Here is an 18,951-nt window from a genome sequence, read left to right on the forward strand (position 1 = left end):
AATATGCCACACTAGGGGTATGTCTGCAACGATTTTTGTTCTGAACGGCCCTAATCTGAATCTGCTGGGGCAGCGTCGCCCCGAGGTGTACGGGTACACAACCCTGCACGATATTGAACTGATGGTGCGCGAGCGCGCCGCCCTGCACGGCTTCGATATTGAGTTTATGCAGTCCAATCATGAGGGTGTGCTGGTGGATGAGATTCAGCGTGCACGCACCCGTGGCGCGGCGATTATTATCAACCCGGCGGCGTACACGCACACGTCGGTGGCGCTTCACGATGCGCTGGAGGCCGCCGAGCTGCCCGTCGTCGAGGTTCACCTCTCGAATGTGCACCGACGCGAGGAGTTTAGGCATCATTCGTATGTGTCCCCGCAGGCAACAGCGGTGATCGCCGGGGCAGGCGCCTACGGGTACGTGATGGCGGTAGATTTCTTAGCACAGCATCTAGAGTCGGAGTAGATTTCTGCGTTAATTGAAGCACCCAGATGGGTTACGTTCTGTTCTAGGGGTAGCTACGATTAACCAACCCGCATTTTTCGATTCCACAGCGGGAAGGTGTACCTGCCCCTGAAGGATTTCTTAAGGAGGACACATGAAGATCGCTCTTGTAGGTGCCACCGGAACAGCTGGTCGCGCCACCGCTCACGCCGCCCAGCAAGCAGGTCACGAGGTCATTGCTCTCTCTCGTGCCACAGGCGTTGATCTGCATACCGGAGAAGGACTAGCTGAGGCTCTGAACGGCGCCCAGGTGGTCATCGACACGTCCAACGCTTTTCCAGCAGACCCCGCGGCCAGCCTGGTTGATACTTTTTCAGACGTTACCAAAACCCTAGAGAAAGCCTGCCAGCATGCTGGGGTACAGCATCTGGTTCACCTTTCCATCTGCAATATTGACCACCCCGCATTCGACGATTTTGACTACTATCTCGCCAAGCGAGCGCAGGAGAAGGTTTTAGAAGACAGTTCCCTTCCGCACTCTATCGTCCGTTCTGCGCAGTGGATGGAGTTCGCTCTTAACCCTGCAGCCGTCACACAGACCGAGACCAACGTGAAGGTTCAAAACTGGCTGATTCAACCCATCGCTGTGGAGACTGTGGCTAAGGTACTTGTTCAAACTGCAGCCGAAAGCCCGCGCAACCGGCAGATCGCTGGGCCCGAGCAAATTCGGCTTCCAGAACTGACCCAAACCTACCTGCACGCCATAGGTGATCGTCGAAAAGTAAGCGTTGTAGATCCTGTCTTAGATGCGCTCGCTGAGGGTGTTCTGCTTGCCCCCAAGAATGCAGAGTTACTTGGGCCCATGGTCGCTCAGTGGGCGGAGGATCAGACACCCACAAACAGGTGACGTATTGGCACAGCATCTAGAGTCGGAGTAGAGCCGAGAAAGTTCGTCGTAGGGCCACTGCGTCGAGCGGTGAGGCGGGTACACATAAGGTGCCTCACGCATCCAATGGTAAGGATACGTGAGGCACCTTATATCTTGGTTGTCATCGCACAGTTACCCAGCGATAACATTATGCGTTTATCGTGTTACAGCAGTTAGTTCTTGCAGGTTCCGGTCGCCACGGAAGCGGTGTTGCTGCCGCCAGCCTCAAGCGCCTGCTTCAGAGTAGATGCGGTTATCGCATAACCGGTCTGCCCCGTGCTGCTTTCACCGTCGGGAGCTTTACCGAAGACCACACCCACAACGTTACCGTTCTCGTCAAGAACAGGCCCGCCGGAGTTACCGTGCTGCACATCTGCGGCAAGCTGGTAGACCTGGCGCATCGGGTTAGGCTTACCGGTCTCTACATCAATGGTCTGGGTATTGCCCACACCCTGCACGGTCGCAGGGAGCGCCTTGAACGGTCCACCCTGGGGGTACCCCATGAAGGTTACGGTCTCGCCAGGATTAGCGTTCCTGCCGATCGGCAGCGGATCCAGGTTCATCCCGGGCACGCGGATAAAGGCAAGATCCTGGGCGGTATCCATATAGACCACCTCGCCCTGCCAGGTGCGCCCGCGCTGATCCCTCACCATAGGCGAGTTCACGCCCGAAAGCACGTGTGCGTTCGTTGCGATAAGCCCATGATCCACCACGAACCCGGAACCGGTTGAAGTGTATCCGCACTGTTCGGCGGCGCCAAGAATCTGCACAACAGAGGCAGAGGCGTTATCGAGCGCCTCCGTCTCTACGCCCTGGGTTGGCGCGCTGGTTTCCGGGGCGATCAGCTGGCGCACCTCGGGAATAGTGCCGGATGCGAGCACATCGTTACGAATATTTTCGATGCCGTTGCGCAGACCATCCGGGGTGTTCTCGACCATCCATGAGAGGGTCTTTGAGTTGTTCAACGCGGCGTTGAACTGCGGCAGGGGTACGGTGCGCATCGTGAGCGTCAAAACCACGAGCACAAGCGCGCAGGCGGCAACATTGAGCACGCCGCCAAAGAAACGTTCCACGCCTTTAAGCGGGGTTATATCTGTGACGCGGCGCAGGCTGTGGCCGCCAATGAGTCCCAACCACTGCCCCAGCGTTAGGCAGAGGATCAGGATACCGATAGCGGTAATCAGCCCCCATTTAGACCCCACAGCCGCAACGGCAAGCGGGATGAGCCACGCGGCGGCGCATACGCCTAGAGCAAGACCGATGAAGGTGCCTAGCGTGGTGAAGAAGCCACTGCGCAGACCGGCGATGAAATAAAGCACGAGAATGACAGGAATAATAATGTCAAGGGGGCTAAAAGTTGCTGGCATGAGCGTCCTCCTTGGTGAATACATAAAATGCGGTGAATCCGCACGGCGCGTCCGGAAGGCACGCCTGAGCATGAGAGAAGTCGAAGAGTTCGTGCGCTGCTCAACGCCCTCTCACACTGTACATGCTGATGCTAGAGTGCGAAGCTGTGAATTTCTTAAGTTTTCCCCGTAAGCGCAGAAAACTTTTCCTCCTGGATGTTGTTTTTTAGATGCGGAAATAAAAAATATGAGGTACGCTCAGTATTAGTATTAGTTGAATATGTCACACACCAGCGATGCGGTTCACATCGTATCCGTCTCGCAGATGCGACCGTGTGACGCACAGATTTTCGAGCGAAAGAATCGCCCGCTATCCCACTCAAGGAGTAACTATGGATCTCGATATCCTTCGTCGTTCCCCGCTTTTCGCGACTCTCGATGACGCCGCGTTCAAGCTGCTTACAGACGATATCCAAGAAATTGATTTGTCCCGCAACGCCGTGCTCTTCTACGAGGGCGATCAGGGCGACCAGCTCTTTGCTGTGCTCTCCGGCAAGGTCAAGCTCGGGCGCACCGCCGCAGATGGGCGCGAAAACATGGTTGCACTCATGGGACCCGGTGACGTCTTCGGCGAGATGGCGCTCTTCGACCCATCGCCCCGCTCCACCAATGCCGTAGCGGTTTCCGAAACACGCCTGGCTGCTATCAAGCACGAATCCTTCAAACGTGCACAGCGACAGGATCCCAGCATCTCCGACCAGGTTATCAAAACCCTGGCACGCCGCCTGCGCCACTCCAACGAAGCGCTGGCAGACCTCGTCTTCTCCGACGTCCCCGGTCGCCTCGCTAAGGCTCTCCTCGACCTTGCAGACCGCTTTGGGCGCCCCGCAACCGACGGCATCCTTGTTGCCCACGAACTCACCCAGGAAGAGCTGGCACAGCTTGTCGGTGCATCCCGCGAGACCGTTAATAAGGCACTGGCAGAGTTCGTCTCCCGCGGTTGGATTCGCCTAGAGGCTCGCGCAGTCGTGATTCTCGATTTGCCGCGACTGCGCCAACGCTCGCGCTAAGCTCTCTGACAGCGCACAAAGTCTTTACAGAAAACCGCATCCGATACGTCGTGTTATTCAACGATTTCGGATGCGGTTTTTGCGTGCTCTGCATCGAATCAGTTCCAAGGCTCAGGAGGATACTCCACACTCGCTTGACAAGGCGACCAGTCATCCTCGATGCCGCTTCGCTTTGCCGTGGATGACAGCCTTAGGCGCTCGTTGCGGATATCCTCCTGAGCCCAAGCAAGAGTGCGGGAAGCCAGACGTTCCCGATGGGATACTCGTCATAAGCGTCTAAGGGTGGATCGCCTCCAGGCGATACGGGTCCCCTTGTAAAGCGAATGATGAGTATCCCACCGGGATAAACGTCTTCCCTGTGTGCACGTGCCCAGACGGTTCTTCGCGAGGTATCTCCTAGTTAGCAACATAGACATGCTGTCGGTTCAGGTCCTCACGTTCGGCAATATCGAGCAACGCAGTAGCCATATCTGCAGGGGTAATCATCCAGCCGCGTCGAAGCGGCTTGTGGGCATCTAGCCGATAAGAACCTTTAGCTTTCATCGGCTGAATGCGAGGGGCACGCACCGCCGTCCACTGCGCGGTGCTTTCCCACAACACCACGTCCATACGCCGCATATCATCGTAGGTCGCGCCCAAAAAGTGTTGTAGCAGCGGCAATACCACCCAGAGCTTGAAGAGCCCTTGATGAGCCCAATGTTCGGCGACCTCCGAAGAGATCACAACCAAACGTGATACCCCATGCTCTTGCATGGCGTCCAGAAGATTGTTTGTCCCGGCAGAGTAAAGGGTTGTCGGCGTTTTCGAGGTGCCAATCCCTACGGTACTAATGACCGCATCTACGCCTTGAAGCCAGGGTTTGAGGGCCTGAGCATCAAGAATATCTACAGCGCCCGTGGTTAGGTTCGGGTGTTCAAGCTGAAGATTCTGCGGATTCCGGGCAAGTGCAACTACCTCATGACCACGCGCAAGCGCCTGTTCCACGACCAAACGACCCACGTTTCCGGTAGCACCAGATACTAAAATTTTCATAGTTTTCGACTTTTGTTAGGGAATAGTGACCACAAGTTTACCGCGCACATGTTCCGTGCCCAGTTCCTTATAACCGTCACGGATGGAATCAAGCTTGAACGGGTACACATGCGCTAAGGTCACGTCAATATCTCCCGATGCCACCAGATCGGCGACTTCTTTCAGGTCACCGGGCTGAGCATGCCGCGCCCCCGTAAACTGCGCGCCCTTCATCATCGCCTTCGGTGTAGGAATCAGCGTGCCCATAGCGGACCCTTTCAGGCCGAGCTCTGCCCCTAATGGGATATAGTCCCCGCCGTAGCAGTCAAGTATTTTCGTAACCGGGGTCGGTGCTGCCTTGAGAATACGCTCCTTCAAACCGTCACCGTATGCAACCGGAATAGCCCCCAGAGAGCGCACAAACTCCGCGTTTTTCTCCGATGCGATACCGATAACTGTTGCTCCCCGATGCACCGCAAGCTGAACCGCCACGGCTCCCACACCGCCGGATGCGGCACTGATAACCAGCACATCCTCGGGTTTCAGATCGATTGCACGGAACGCCCCGCATGCGCTCTCTCCGGCGACACCCAAGGCTGCGGCAACCTCAAAGTTCAGGTTCTCAGGTTTCGCAACAATATTCTGGGCAGAAGTTACCAGCTTCTCAGCCAGGGAGCCTTTCGTCACTCCGGAACCGGGAGCGCTGCGCAGGGTTCCCAGTACCGCATCGCCCACAGCAACATTGTTCACACCGGGGCCGAGAGCATCTATCACACCGGAGAAGTCACGCCCCACACCCTTCGGAAAACGTGCGGGACCGCGGCCAAACCACCAGGACGGGTGACGCAAACGGTTAATCGTCTCTACGACGCGAAGCGGCTTGAACCCCTCGAAAGTCTTCATCTCCAGAGGGTTCAGTCCAACCGCTTTGACCGTCACACGAACCTCGTCCTCCCCCGGCGTAGGCTCATCTGTCTCAACCATTTCTAGTACGCTGGGATCGCCATAGGCGTTGTACTGAATTTTGCGAATCATGAGATTTTTTCCTTTCACTGTGACTATCTGCCTACAACAAAGGCCGGATTCTCCACACAATGCGGAAAATCCGGCCTTCCAAGTCTTATGAGGGGGCAACAGAGGCCGACTTGAGTGGACCAACTGTGCCAAGCGTTCCTGTTTTAGACGACACCGGTACAACTTCAGTAAACGAAAGCATACACGCGCCGTCATTCTTCACGAGCACGGGCTTCTTCACCTCAACGGTACGACGCTTTGCCAGCCACGATACCCCGGTTTCTGCGGCGGCGAGCGACTCAAGCATACACATCACGGCGGGAGTCACCAGTTCCTCAAGGGTTTTACCCACCGTATTCGGCTGCCCGATACGATCCCCCAGTTCCGAGGTATCCCTACTCTCCATGAGCGTGCGCACATTCACCCAGCTGCCCCACACGCCCTTGCCTTCCAGCAGCTTGGCGTTCTGCCCCACAGGAACGACCGTGGTGAAATAGGCGATGTCGTAGCGTTTATGGAAGAAGTCTGGCGACTGCCAACGCGATACCGGGCGCAACAGGTCTGTGCGTAGTTTCAGCCCGCATGAGGTTAAGAACTGCCCGAAGCTCTTGTCTTGATCGGCGATTGCCTCACGCTGACTCATCTGCTCTTCACCCGCGCCACTCTCGGCGACGCTCTGCCCGTCCTCACCGGCAAGAAGCAGACCGGTCTCTTCAAAGGACTCGCGAATAGCAGCGATCACGGTGCGGCGCGCGCAGGTTACATTTTTGAATTTGAACTTGGCAGACCATTCATCGGGGGTCGGACCATACCAGGGGGTTGCGTCGTCATCGCCGGAGGTCACGGTACCGCCCGGAAAAGCGACAACGCCCAAGGGTGAGGACCCCGGACGGTAGGTCAGAATGGTTTCAAGACCGTCTTCGCCGTCACGCACAAAGATGACTGATGCCGCTTGGCGGAGCGAGCATGCCCCTCCAGCATCCTCACCGCCCTCGGATGCCCAGGTTTCGGCGGCGGTGCGCATAAACTCCGGGATTTTATAAAGACGCTGAATCTGCTCGGTGCGTGCGGCAGGTGCAGAAGACCGCCCGGTAAAGATGCGCGGCTTTTGTTCTTCACCAACCACCGGAACTACTCCGGTGTACAACTTCTGAGAAGGTGTCGTAGTCATGATCCTGAGAATATTAGACGTACTCGACGATGATTTCAACCTCAACGGGAGAGTCCAGCGGAAGCACCGGAACACCGACCGCCGAGCGGGCATGCGTACCAGCCTCACCAAAGATCTCACCCAACAGCTCAGAGGCACCATTGATCACCCCGGGCTGACCGGTAAATTCCGGGTCTGATGCCACGAACCCCACAACTTTCACGACCTTCTTCACCCGGTCAAGGTCGCCGATAACGGACTTCACGGCGGCAAGCGCATTCAGCACTGCAATAGCGGCGTACTTCTTGGCGTCCTGAGGGGTCACGAATGTTGAGTCACCCGAATCCGAGACTTTACCGGTGGCGGGTAGCTGACCGCTGACGAACGGAAGCTGCCCGGAGGTATACACATAGTTCCCGCTCACCACAGCGGGTACATAGGCGGCGACAGGGGCTGCGACTTCGGGAAGTTGGTAGCCAAGTTCACGAATGCTCAGTTCGTAACGGGATTCAGTCATGGGGTTCTCCAGGGATGTGGTTGGTGGCACGTGCGCCGCATATATGTAGTGTTTGTAGAAGCATATCGCAAAAGGGACGCTAAACCCGGCAACCGGAGGATTCAGGTTACCGGGCGTGGTGCAAGGCTTTAGCCTTCAACTTTCTCGCGTTTGAGGTAGGCAATGGGGTTACCCTGGGTGGGTGCCACCATGTTGCCTGCAGGGGTCGGTCCGCTGGGTGCGGGTGCACCGGGCAGAACCGCAACAAGTTCCCACCCTTCCTCACCGTAGTTATCAAGGATTGCCTTGGTGGTGTGCACGATCAACGGCACAGTCAAATATTCCCATTTCTTCATAGCTCTAGGGTAGTCCTGTTCCCCGGCTCGAACAAGGTCATTGCGCTCTATTGCAGGTTCAACGCTCTAGGCGTAACAAAGGGGCAGAACGTGACGCCGAACGGTCACCTCGTGCACCGGGTACGCCGGTCAGCCCCGCACAGAGTACATAACCCGCGAGATGCCGCGGATTTTCGGGGCATAGACGCGGTGTTTTCACGATATAACCAAGGAAGTACATCCGGCGCGTTGCCCGCGAAGACGGGAAACCGGCAAGTTAAACCTAGAGTTTAACCCTTTTGAGGGATGCGTTCTCAGGTGTATCCGCTAAACTGAATGAATGGCTTCACGAAAAAAATCGCGCGCGCAACGGCGTCGCCCCAGTGACTTTTTGCAGTTTGTGGCGTTCAGTATCATTGCCGGGTTCTTGGTAGCAATTATCGTGGTACCCCCGGCGGTAGGTGTTGGCATGGTCGCTAATGCCTCAATGACGTGGTTCCAGGATCTTCCGGAAGACATTTCAGAAGGCCCCTTCTCACGCCCATCGACTCTGTACGCCTCTGATGGTAAGACCGAGCTTGCGACCTTCTTCGAGGAAAACCGCACAGAGGTTAAGCTCGATCAGATGTCACCGCATATGCGTGATGCCATTATCTCGGTGGAAGACCGCGACTTCTACAACCACGGTGCCGTATCAGCTATCGGCATTGGTCGTGCGTTCGCGAATAACTTCCTGAACCCGAAGAAACGTCAGGGTGCATCGACACTCACACAGCAGTACGTGAACAACCTGATCGTTGATTCCGATGTGCAGCGCGGCGCAGACCCCACAACTCTGGGCGGGAATAAAGGCTATCTCGATAAGATCAAAGAGATGAAGCTCGCTATCTCGATGGAGCAGAACAAGTCTAAAGACGAGATTCTTGAGGGCTATCTGAACATCGTGAACTTGGGCGGCACCAACTACGGTGTTGAGGCGGCGGCCCAATACTATTGGGGTATTCCCGCGAAGGATCTTTCGGTAGCCCAATCGGCACTTCTCGCGGGTCTAGTGCAGTCACCGAACACTTATGACCCAACGACGCACCCCGATTTGGCGCGTGAACGCCGCGATGTGGTACTTAGCACCATGCTTCGTGACGGTAAGATTTCACAGCAAGAATACGATGAAGCCATTGCATCGCCTATTAAGCTCAATGTTCATCCGCCTGAGAAGGGCTGCTCTGTTGCGGGCGAAAGCTCATTCTTCTGTAACTACGTGGTGAACTATGTTGCGCTTGACGAATCTTTCGGGGCAACTCCTGAGGAGCGTTTGAACCTGCTCAACCGCGGCGGTTTTAAGCTTGTGAGTACTCTGAACCCCGAAGCGCAGAAGATCGCTAAACAGTCTGTGGAGGCTGTTCAGCCCGGTTCCACCAACACCAACAACGTGAACGCCGCTTTGACCAGTGTGGAGCCTGGCAGCGGTCGCGTGGTGGCGATGGCTCAGAACGCCGAATGGGGTAAACCTAAGGATGCGAACGACCACTCGCAGACTCAGTTTAACTTCAACGTAGATTCGCTCTATGGCGGTACCCCCGGATTCCAGCCGGGCTCGACATTCAAGCCCGTGGTGCTGTCCCAGTGGATTAACTCTGGTCGAGGTGTGAACGCCCAAATCGATGGTACGGCTCTATCCTACCCAAGCAACTTTGGGTGGAACGCCCGCTGTGTGGAGGGCGGTAAGTATTACTACCGCGACTCCGCTAACGGCTGGTCCTTCAAGAACGCGGTTCCGGGATACCAGACCTGGGGTACGGTCACCCACGGTATTCGTGTTTCGGCTAACTCCTACCTGTACTCGATGGTCAGTAAGCTCGACCTCTGCGATATCAGCGATATGGCGAATAAGCTGCACCTGCACGACGGTCTGGGTCAGCAGCTGTACGATCCGGGTCTGCTCAGTGCCAACATTGGTGGTACCAGGTACGGTGCTACCCCGCTGACCATGGCGAGCGCATACGCAACTTTCGCGAGCGAAGGTAAGTACTGTGAGCCGCGCCCACTTGAGAAGATTACTAAGAGTGATGGTTCGCCCATGAAGACTTACGAGTCTAAGTGTGAGCAGGCGATTAGCCCGGATATTGCTAACGGTGTGAGCTACGTGCTCAAGGGCGTGCTTGCCTCCGGAGGTTCAGCGCCTAAGCGCGCTATCGGTCTGCCGGATGCTTCCGCCGCGAAGACCGGTACGAACGATAACTCCTCGCAGACCTGGATGGTCGGTTACACCCGCGGCCTGGCAACTGCTTCATGGGTGGGCAGTAACGACTTGGGTTACCGCTCGATGAACGGTATTGCGATTAACGGTCGCGTGCTGGAGTACGTGGACGGTGCGACCTATGCGGGTGCCCAGTGGCAGCAGTTCATGCAGGCCATGGCACCGAAGTACAACACCGAGAAGTTTACTGAGCCCCCGGCATCGGTGACGTCAACAAACGTCAACGGTAACTAAGAGGGCGTACTGAAGAAAGGCACACGATGTGTGAGAACGCATCCGGTGCCCGCGCATCCGTGGCGGCTTCTGAAGCGGCACATGGTTCGCACTTCACACAGAGTATGGTGAAGTTTGCGGCTGCAGGGCTTGCTTTGGGAGCCGCCACGGCGGCGTATGGGCGCTTTGTTGAATTGAATAATTTTCAGGTGCGCGAGGAAACTCTCGCGGTGCTTCCGGTGGGGTCGCCAAACTTTAGGATTCTGCATATCTCGGATATGCATATGATTCCTGGGCAGAGGGCGAAGACCGAGTTCATGCATTCTTTGGCGGGCCTGAACCCGGATTTGGTGGTGAATACGGGCGATAACCTCTCGCATGTGGGCGGGCTTGATCCTCTCTTGGAGGCGCTTGATCCTCTCCTGGATTTTCCGGGGGTTTTTGTGCCCGGCTCGAACTGCTATTTTGCCCCGGTGCTGAAGAATCCTGCACGGTATCTGTGGCAGGCGCGCACACCTCAGGAGATTGAGGAGGGTTCGCGTGTGCCGCTTCCGATTGAGCGTATGCATAACGCCTTTGAGTCGCGCGGATGGATGGGGCTTATTAACCGGTACGACGGCATCACGTTGGGTGGGCTGCGCCTGGAATTTTCGGGGGTGGATGATCCGCATCTGCGTTATGATGCTCATCCGGGGTTCTCACCGCAGGCGTTTGAGTCTTCGGATGTGCCGAGTATTCGTGTGGGTGTTGCCCATGCACCGTATATGCGCACTCTGCACAGATTTGTGCAGGATGGTGCCGAACTTATTTTTGCCGGTCACACGCACGGCGGGCAGGTGTGTCTGCCGGGCGGTCGTGCGCTCGTGAGTAACTGTGATTTGCCGCCTTCGCGTGCGAAGGGTGTGAGCTATCAGGGCAACGTTCCGGTGCAGGTTTCGGCAGGGTTGGGGACCTCACGGTTCGCGCCGGTGCGCCTCTTCTGTACCCCGGAGGCGGTGCTCGTCACCCTCACGGCAAAGAACGGGTAGATTTTCTTCCCCTTCAGATTCCGCGAGCAGGTGGTTTTTGGTCGAGCAGGTAGTATTTTCCTACCTGCTCGGCCAAAAGCTACCTGCTCGCGTGTGGAGAATGAGTCTTTACGGGGAGATTGATTCTAAGTTTTGTCAGAATTGATTCTACATTGGTGTACATAGCAGGTTTGGTTTTCTCATACTCCAGATATTTCAAAGTAACTTCGCTAGGTGTAAGATTTTTTGTTTTATTTCATGATCTTGGGGATTTTGCTTGTTAATGTGCTAGATATTTTTGATGATAGTTCTTCCTTGTAAATTATTTAGTATTTTTACTTGTGAGCTTGTTTTATTGTTCTTGAATAGATTTTTATTTGACTTTTACTATTCAATTCGTGAGAGATATTTCCAAAATCTGTTTTGATTTTTTTCTATACTATAATGGTTTCATGTAAGTTATTAAAAATACCTTACAAAATGGTGGCAGTTTATAACTAGGATATTTTGTCTTTACTATATCTGCCTCTAGGATCAAATATATAAATAGACATAAAGAGGAGGTGATTTAAATGATAGAAATAATTACTATCATCTTGGCATACGCACTATTAGCATCCAAGATGAAATAAAGTAAAATCATGTGGGTGTGCCACAGTAATATGGCACACCCACATGCATACCACTCATCTCTACACACCGAAAAATATCAACCACTCATAAAAATATAGAGGGCTAGTCTGCATTACCTATCTGCTTCCACTTAATATGCTACACTGCACGACATCTCTTAGTATTACAACTTTCGTTTGCAAACGAAAAATACTGTAAACTAGGGAGAAATCCCCAAGTTTGTATGAGTTAGGAGGTAGCAGTCATGACTGCCCAGCACACTCAAACTTTTGCGGCTGAGCCTCTGCAAGAACAGATTATCCCGTTATCAAAAGAGTTCGTCCAAAGTCTCACAGTTCAGGGGACTCTGCCGAATGGGCAAAAGGTTCAAGCCCCTGAACCCGTTGCCGACTTTGTTCGTGCATAATTTCGAGCGATTCTTGCTCACCATGTTGTTTCCGTGCAGTTCAGCCCAGAAATTTTAACGACCAGCGAAGCAGCCGCAATCCTGGGACTGTCCCGCCCCACCCTTGCCAAGTGGGCTGATGAAGGACGGATACCTTCGCATAAAGCTGGCACTCACCGCCGGTTCAAACGTGAAGATGTTTTTGCTTTTCGCGAGCAGCGCCGTACCGAGAAGAAGCAAGCATTGCATGATCTCCTTGACTTTCAGAGTGCGCATCCTGAGCTTGATGAGGGCTAGGTTCAATTCGCCATGTTGTATAAGCTACGCCCATCTCAGCGAGTCTTAGTAGGTGCGAATATCTTTTTTAGCCAGACTCTAACCAATTGGCTATTCTTCCTACATACCTATCTTCCCGAGTCTTTTACAATTCTATGCACTGAAGATATTCTCGCAGAAGTTCGGTATCACCTGCGCAGACGTCACCCTACTGCCAGCAGCAAAACCATTAAGACTAAAATTTCTAAAATCAGAATGTGCATAGATGATTTTGTTGAATTCTCGGGGTCTTCTTCGGGGGTATCTGATATCTACGATCTACACGTACACTCCGCAGCCCTAGACGGACATATTGATGTTCTGCTGACCGAAAACGTTAAAGATTTTCCTTCTCCATCTAAGTACAACGTTTCTACAGCCGACGATTTTTTCATAAAAATTGTTACTGATACACAAGGTTATAAAGAGGTTCTTGAAATCATACAGATGCAAAGAGAATACATGAGGCGAAGACATAAAAGTCTAGATCTAAGCGCATACCTTGAAAGAGCTAACTGCCCCAAATTTGCATCCCTAATTAGAGACCTACAAAGAGATCATCTATCTTCAACACAGGACAAATAGATTTACATTCGTTACTACCCAGCAGGTTAACACATCCCATAACCTGCTCGCGTGTAGAGTAAATACCGGAAGACACTCTTCCCTACTACTGCAATGCATTGGAAAGGCCCATGCGATATAACGACTACCAGCAACCTATCGGCGATGCCCTGCCCGACTACCGCGCGGGCGATACTCCCAGCATTGATTGTTTACAGGGGCGCTACTGCCGCCTCGAAAAACTTGATGCAAAACGCCACGGCAACGACCTGTACGAGGTCTACGGTCCTGAAGCTCCCAAACCAAGTTTCACCTATTTATCCTTGAATCCTGTTGCTGACCGGGCAGAGTTAGGGACCCTCCTCAAGCGCATGGAGGAATCCACCGACCCGTACTATCTGGCTGTGATAGACCAGGATGGGCGTGCGATTGGTACTCTAGCGCTCATGCGCATCAACCCGGCCCACCGTGTTATCGAGGTGGGCAGCGTGACGTATGGCGAACGTCTAAAACGCACTCGCGCCGCCACGGAGGTGCAGTACCTTCTGGCGCAGTACGTGTTTGAGACGCTGCGCTATCGCCGCTACGAGTGGAAATGCGATGCACTGAATGAGCCTTCACGCCGCGCAGCCGAGCGCCTGGGCTTCACCTATGAGGGAACATTCCGCCAAGCCGTCGTGTATAAAGACCGCAACCGCGATACGGCGTGGTATTCAATGCTGGATACCGAATGGGAGCAGCGTAAACACCGGTTGCTGCAATGGCTGGATACGAAGAATTTTGATGCGCGCGGTCAGCAGCGCACCTCCTTGCAAGAGATCGCTTTATAGCCGTTAGCCGAAAGGGTACTCTGCGGTATTGTCAGAGCCAAACGGCATGGATACTACGGTATTTTCTCAAGTCGAACGGAAGGGAATACCATGAAAACCCTTGTGATTGTCACGCATCCTAATATCCATGATTCTATGGTCAGCAAAATCTGGGTTCACATGCTGCGCCAGCATCCGGATCGGTTTACCGTGCATGAGCTGTACAGCGAGTACCCCGACGGTGTGATTGATGTAGAGCGCGAGCAGGCTCTCGTGGAAGAGCACCAGAACATTGTGCTTCAGTTTCCGGTGTACTGGTTTAACTGCCCGCCGCTTCTGAAACAGTGGTGCGACGAGGTGCTGACATACGGGTGGGCCTACGGCTCGAAAGGCAAGGCATTCGAGAATAAGAAACTCGGCATTGCCGTCTCGCTGGGCGCTCCTGCCCCAGAGTACAGTGCGGAAGGTTCCGTTGGGTATACCGTCGCCGAAACCCTGCGTCCCTTCGAGCTGACGGTCAACTATATCAGCGCTGATTATCAGCCTCTCTTCGCGTTCCACACCATCGACACCTATGAGAGCTACGATGAAGCCGCTGCCCAGCAGGTGGCAGATAGCGCGGATGATTACCTGGCGCATCTGAACACCTACTACGCCTAGGCTATGGCCGCGTAGCCTCTGCGAGCAGGTGGTTTTTGGCCGAGCAGGTAGGAAAATACTACCTGCTCGGTCAAAAGCTGCCTGCTCGCGTGCTAGGAGAAGAGGAAACGGGTTAAGCTCACCGATAAGAACGGGACGCTCAGGGCAGAACCGTAGGGGGCGCATCCGGGATGCCGCTCTATAATTAAGAGCACTAACGCTCACACCATGTAGAAACGTTGAACCGCTAAGCAGGAGGAACCGAGTACGACCCGCACACACGCCCCCGGTACTTCTCGACGACGCAATCCCTTCCTGGAAACCGCCCCAGAACCTATTCCCGCACCTGTAAATTACGATGAGGGCGAGCGCGCGCCTCTCAAATTCCTGCCGTATATTGCCCCGATTCGGTGGCGCTGGACTATCGGCATGCTGGTTGCTATTGGCGCGGCGATTCTCGAAATTTCTATTCCGCAGATGCTTCGGTTCATTGTCGATGAGCTTGTGCAGAATACGACCGAGGCGGGTGTCTGGATTGGCGGCGGACTAGTACTTTTGATCGGCGCGGGGAACGCATCGTTGGCGTATTGGCGGCGGTGGCTGATCGTGGATCCTACCTCCACGCTTGAAATCCGCATGCGCATGAACTTTTTTGACCGGATTTTGCGGGCGCCGCTGAGCGTTCTTGACCGGTGGTCTTCTGGGCAGCTGCTCACCCGTTCCATGGGTGATTTGGGTACGATTCGCCGGTGGCTTTCGTTTGCGCTGGTGCAGATGACCTCGGTTGTGGTCATGTTCGTAACGGGCGGGTATTTTATGGTGACCGCGTCCGCCCCGCTTGCGGTTATTTTTGGGGTGGCTATTCCGGTGCTGGTGCTGTCACTCATCAGCTATGTGCGCAAATATGAGGCTTATACCCGCGAGATTCAGCGGCTCACCAGCGATCTTTCGACCCGCATTGAGGAGTCTGTGCGCGGTATTCGGGTGGTGAAAGCGCTGGGTCGCTCCCCCGAGCAGATTACCGAGTATACCCGCGATGCCGAACATTTGAATGAGGTGGAGCATCGCCGTGCCATGTTGGTGGCGCGCGTGGGATTTTATCAGCGCGTGATTGTGGGGGCGGTAACGATGCTCGCCCTGCTGGTAGGCGCGCCGCAGGTGGCATCGGGTAGTCTTTCTTTGGGTGCGATGACCGCCTATTTTGCGGTGCTGACGGTGGTGTTGGGGCATGTGCTCCGTTCGACCGCGCTGATGGCATCATATTTGAATTATCGGGTTGCGTTTGAACGTCACGTTGAGGTGATGGCGGATCCCGGCGATGAACAGGTACGACTAGTTGAGGAGGAGACCGTGGCCTATCCTTCGGGTGGCGCAATTTCTGTGGCGTGTGAGGCGGTGAGCTTCAGCTATGCCGAGCAGGCGAACACCGTAGATGCCGCCGATTCTGATACGGTGGCTCGCGCGCACGAAGATTCCGCTGATACTCAGGCGCGCACGGCTGAGGTTCCTGAGGAGCATTCCGGGCAGGATGGGGCTTCAACGGATCACGCCGAGCAGAGCGGTTTGGGCGGTTTTCTGGCGAAGATTCTAGGTTTTGCCAAGGGCTCGCAGGGTCACCAGGACAGTGCCGGTTCCGCGCAGGAGGCAGACCCCGCGGCGTTCCCGGAGTTACAGGCTGATATGCAGGATCCAAGCCCCGAGCCTACGGAGCAGGAACGTGAGTTTGCGCGTGCGCAGCAGAAGGCTGCAACCTCCAAAACTCCGTCGGTACTTCACGATATTACGTTTAAGGCTTTTGCGGGTGAGATTTTGGCGCTCGTGGGGGCTACCGGCAGCGGAAAATCGACAATTCTCAACCTGATTCCGCGGTTCTATGAGCCCTCGTCGGGAAAGATTCTGCTGGGCGGTCGCGATGCCGCCGATATGCCGCTGCCCGAGGTACGCGCGCAAATGGCCTCTGTTTTTGAGGAGGCCGTGCTGTTCTCGGGGTCGGTGCGTGAAAATGTCCTGCTAGGGGTGCACGATCTTAGCTCTTCTGAGGAGGCGGATCAGCGTGTGCGCGCCGCCCTCACGATCGCGGTCTGCGATTTCGTGGACGACCTTCCCGAAGGGGTCAATACCATTATTGGCGAAGAGGGGTTGAGCCTCTCGGGTGGTCAGCGGCAGCGGCTTTCTTTGGCGCGTGCCCTGGCGGTCCGCCCGAGCGTACTGCTGCTTGATGATCCGTTCTCGGCGCTGGATGTTCACACGGAAGAGAAGATTATTGAGGCGCTGCGCACCGGGCACGAAGGACTAGGCGGGGCTACCACCCTGCTGACCGCGCATCGTCCTTCAACGGTGGCGCTTGCCGACCGGGTGCTGCTGCTGGAGGATGGCCGTATTACCGCCCAGGGCACCCACACCGAGCTTATGAAGCTGCCGCAGTACCGCCGCCTAATGAGTGTGCAGGACGAGGATTAATGCCCACGCGCCTCGTGCCGAATTCCGACGAACGCACGAACCTGACCCCCGAAGAACGGCGGCAGGCTCGGAAGCGTTCGTATCGTCTACTGCGCGAGATTTTGCGCCCGCATCGGCTGTCCCTGGCGATTTCGGTGGCGGCGGTAATACTTGGGGCGATCGCATCCGCCGTACAGCCCTGGCTGATTGCGCGCGTGCTCGATACCGCGATTGAACCGCTCACCCGCGGCGACAGCGCCCCGCTTATGTTCTTTGTGGTACTTTTTGGGGCGACCGTGCTCGCTAACGGCACCCTGACCTGGGTGAATGTGGTGTATACGGTGAGGGTTTCGCTGGGTGTGCTGTTGAGCCTGCGCACGCGCGTGTTCCAGCATTCGCAGTCACTGAGCGTCTCGTTCCACGAGTCATATACGTCAGGCCGCGTAATTTCGCGGCTGACAAGCGATATTGATACGATTCGCACCTTTTTAGACAGCGGTATAAGTCAGCTTGCCACAACCCTGCTGGGGATTGCGTTCTCGGTAATCGCCATTTTCCTGTTGGATTGGCGCATCGGGCTGCTTCTGGTGGCTATGACGGTTCCCATCTGGCTGATAACCCGCTGGTTCCGCACCCGCTCAGAAACCGCATTCCGTGCCATGCGTAACGAATCTGCCCAACTGACAAGCCGTTTTGTTGAAACCTACACCGGTATTCGAGCCATCAAGAGTTTCGGTGCAGAGGCGGATGCGCGCGCATCGTACGCACGCAACGCCGAGCGGTACCGGGTTGCGGTCATGGATTCTATCAAGCTCTTCGGCATCTACTCCCCCGTGCTGATTCTGCTGGGCAATATTTTTGTGGCGGCGGCACTTGTGATTGGTGGGTATGCGGTGCTCGGCGGCACCATGCAGGTGGGCACCCTGCTTGCGCTCATTATTTATGCGAACCGGGTGTTTGAGCCGATTATGACGCTCTCCGAGTTTTATAACGTACTCCAGTCGGCGTTTTCGGCGTTGGAGAAGGTTTCTGGGTTCTTAGCGGAGAAGCCGCAGATTCAAGACCCGCAGCATCCGGTAAGCCTGCCGCAGTCCCCCACCGCGCCGGTGAGCACCGAGAGTTCGGTGGAAGCAGCCCCGCTGGGTGAGATCGTTCTTGAGGATGCCGCATTCGGTTACACTGCGGGTCAGCACGCGCTCATGCCTACGTCGCTGAGGATTGCACCGGGGCAGACGGTGGCACTCGTGGGTGAAACCGGTGCCGGAAAGTCTACGATTGCCAAATTAATTGCCCGTTTCTATGACGTTGATACCGGCAGGGTGCTTCTCGACGGCGTAGATGTGCGTTCCCTGACCGACCGGGAGCTGCGCCGAAACGTCGTCATGCTCACCCAGGAAGTCTTTCTGTTCTCAGCCTCGATTACCGAGAACATTCGTTTGGGGAACCCGCAGGCGACCGACGACCAGGTACGCCGGGCGGCGCAGGCTGTCGGCGCGGATGAGTTTATTCAGACCCTCCCGCAGGGGTACGGCACGATGCTCGGGCGCGGCGGTGTGAACCTTTCAACCGGGCAGCGTCAGCTTGTGTCTTTTGCCCGCGTTTTCCTGGCAAATCCGCGGGTACTGATTTTGGATGAGGCCACCGCATCCCTCGATATTCCCAGCGAACGTGCGGTGCAGCGGGCGCTCAATGCCCTGTTGGCGGGGCGTACCGCCGTGGTGATTGCGCATCGTCTTTCGACCGTGCTGAGTGCGGACCGGGTGCTGGTTGTTTCTGCGGGGTCTATTGTTGAGGATGGTTCACCGCAGGAGCTGATTGCCGCCGGTGGCGAGTTTGCCGCAATGTACACCTCGTGGGAGGATGCGCGGCAGGATTCAGACTCCCCCGGCGCCTAACTC

At 55.4% G+C, this 18,951-nt stretch carries 18 protein-coding genes; 12 read left to right on the plus strand and 6 right to left on the minus strand.

Translation table 11 applies throughout. The annotated features are described in order from the left end of the window. Positions 1-19 precede the first annotated feature (19 nt). Together aroQ and HMPREF2981_RS01095 are read left to right on the plus strand one after the other, a co-directional pair. Positions 20-463 (plus strand): type II 3-dehydroquinate dehydratase, encoded by a 444-nt coding sequence (gene aroQ / locus HMPREF2981_RS01090; protein ID WP_004005487.1) that lies wholly within the window; start codon positions 20-22, stop codon positions 461-463. Between the two features lie 133 nt (positions 464-596). Further along, positions 597-1,349 carry an SDR family oxidoreductase gene (locus tag HMPREF2981_RS01095; RefSeq protein WP_070660045.1) on the plus strand — a complete coding sequence of 251 codons (753 nt, stop codon included), beginning with the start codon at positions 597-599 and terminating at the stop codon, positions 1,347-1,349. A 194-nt stretch (positions 1,350-1,543) separates the two neighbouring features. Here HMPREF2981_RS01095 and HMPREF2981_RS01100 read toward each other — a convergent pair whose 3' ends face one another. Then, complete coding sequence (locus tag HMPREF2981_RS01100; RefSeq protein WP_070660048.1) at positions 1,544-2,737, minus strand: MarP family serine protease; 1,194 nt, start codon at positions 2,735-2,737, stop codon at positions 1,544-1,546. Between the two features lie 371 nt (positions 2,738-3,108). Here HMPREF2981_RS01100 and HMPREF2981_RS01105 point away from each other — a divergent pair, with 371 nt between their 5' ends. Continuing rightward, positions 3,109-3,786, plus strand: coding sequence for a Crp/Fnr family transcriptional regulator (locus tag HMPREF2981_RS01105; protein ID WP_004005489.1), 678 nt, complete (start codon positions 3,109-3,111; stop codon positions 3,784-3,786). A 396-nt stretch (positions 3,787-4,182) separates the two neighbouring features. Here HMPREF2981_RS01105 and HMPREF2981_RS01110 read toward each other — a convergent pair whose 3' ends face one another. The 5 genes from HMPREF2981_RS01110 to HMPREF2981_RS01130 all read right to left on the minus strand — a co-directional run bounded on the left by HMPREF2981_RS01110 (position 4,183) and on the right by HMPREF2981_RS01130 (position 7,813). Then, positions 4,183-4,818 carry an NAD(P)-dependent oxidoreductase gene (locus HMPREF2981_RS01110; RefSeq protein ID WP_070660051.1) on the minus strand — a complete coding sequence of 212 codons (636 nt, stop codon included), beginning with the start codon at positions 4,816-4,818 and terminating at the stop codon, positions 4,183-4,185. A 15-nt stretch (positions 4,819-4,833) separates the two neighbouring features. After that, on the minus strand, positions 4,834-5,832 hold the full coding sequence (locus tag HMPREF2981_RS01115) for an NADP-dependent oxidoreductase (RefSeq protein WP_070660054.1): 999 nt from the start codon (positions 5,830-5,832) through the stop codon (positions 4,834-4,836). An 85-nt stretch (positions 5,833-5,917) separates the two neighbouring features. Continuing rightward, positions 5,918-6,982: an NUDIX hydrolase gene (locus HMPREF2981_RS01120; RefSeq protein ID WP_070660057.1), complete on the minus strand. Its 1,065-nt coding sequence runs from the start codon at positions 6,980-6,982 to the stop codon at positions 5,918-5,920. A 13-nt stretch (positions 6,983-6,995) separates the two neighbouring features. Continuing rightward, entirely contained in the window at positions 6,996-7,478 is a 483-nt protein-coding gene (locus HMPREF2981_RS01125; protein ID WP_013397767.1) for a RidA family protein, read from the minus strand. Between the two features lie 128 nt (positions 7,479-7,606). Continuing rightward, the gene (locus tag HMPREF2981_RS01130; protein WP_048754236.1) at positions 7,607-7,813 is read right to left on the minus strand and encodes a DUF4177 domain-containing protein; all 207 of its coding nucleotides are present in this window, start codon (positions 7,811-7,813) and stop codon (positions 7,607-7,609) included. Between the two features lie 319 nt (positions 7,814-8,132). Between HMPREF2981_RS01130 and HMPREF2981_RS01135 the strand changes: the two genes are divergently transcribed. From HMPREF2981_RS01135 to HMPREF2981_RS01170, 9 genes are all read left to right on the plus strand, one after another. Beyond that, positions 8,133-10,283, plus strand: coding sequence for a transglycosylase domain-containing protein (locus HMPREF2981_RS01135; RefSeq protein WP_070660060.1), 2,151 nt, complete (start codon positions 8,133-8,135; stop codon positions 10,281-10,283). A gap of 26 nt (positions 10,284-10,309) precedes the next feature. Beyond that, a complete protein-coding gene (locus HMPREF2981_RS01140; protein ID WP_070660063.1) occupies positions 10,310-11,290 on the plus strand; it encodes a metallophosphoesterase in 981 nt (326 codons plus the stop codon). A gap of 856 nt (positions 11,291-12,146) precedes the next feature. Next, positions 12,147-12,308, plus strand: coding sequence for a hypothetical protein (locus HMPREF2981_RS10825; RefSeq protein WP_168165916.1), 162 nt, complete (start codon positions 12,147-12,149; stop codon positions 12,306-12,308). Positions 12,309-12,341: 33 nt separating this feature from the next. Continuing rightward, positions 12,342-12,584, plus strand: a complete 243-nt coding sequence (locus HMPREF2981_RS01145; protein ID WP_070660065.1) for a helix-turn-helix domain-containing protein — start codon at positions 12,342-12,344, stop codon at positions 12,582-12,584. 12 nt (positions 12,585-12,596) lie between these two features. Beyond that, the gene (locus HMPREF2981_RS11225) at positions 12,597-13,187 is read left to right on the plus strand and encodes a PIN domain-containing protein (protein WP_070660068.1); all 591 of its coding nucleotides are present in this window, start codon (positions 12,597-12,599) and stop codon (positions 13,185-13,187) included. A gap of 110 nt (positions 13,188-13,297) precedes the next feature. Further along, the gene (locus HMPREF2981_RS01155) at positions 13,298-13,996 is read left to right on the plus strand and encodes a GNAT family N-acetyltransferase (RefSeq protein WP_070660071.1); all 699 of its coding nucleotides are present in this window, start codon (positions 13,298-13,300) and stop codon (positions 13,994-13,996) included. A gap of 90 nt (positions 13,997-14,086) precedes the next feature. Then, on the plus strand, positions 14,087-14,635 hold the full coding sequence (locus HMPREF2981_RS01160; protein WP_070660074.1) for an NAD(P)H-dependent oxidoreductase: 549 nt from the start codon (positions 14,087-14,089) through the stop codon (positions 14,633-14,635). A 408-nt stretch (positions 14,636-15,043) separates the two neighbouring features. Beyond that, positions 15,044-17,074: an ABC transporter ATP-binding protein gene (locus HMPREF2981_RS01165; RefSeq protein ID WP_246825186.1), complete on the plus strand. Its 2,031-nt coding sequence runs from the start codon at positions 15,044-15,046 to the stop codon at positions 17,072-17,074. Next, positions 17,074-18,948, plus strand: coding sequence for an ABC transporter ATP-binding protein (locus tag HMPREF2981_RS01170; RefSeq protein ID WP_070660080.1), 1,875 nt, complete (start codon positions 17,074-17,076; stop codon positions 18,946-18,948). The genes HMPREF2981_RS01165 and HMPREF2981_RS01170 overlap by 1 nt, the downstream gene beginning before the upstream one ends. The last annotated feature ends 3 nt before the right edge of the window (positions 18,949-18,951 follow it).

Source organism: Rothia sp. HMSC069C01, from assembly GCF_001814655.1.
In the GTDB taxonomy this organism is placed as follows: domain Bacteria; phylum Actinomycetota; class Actinomycetes; order Actinomycetales; family Micrococcaceae; genus Rothia; species Rothia dentocariosa.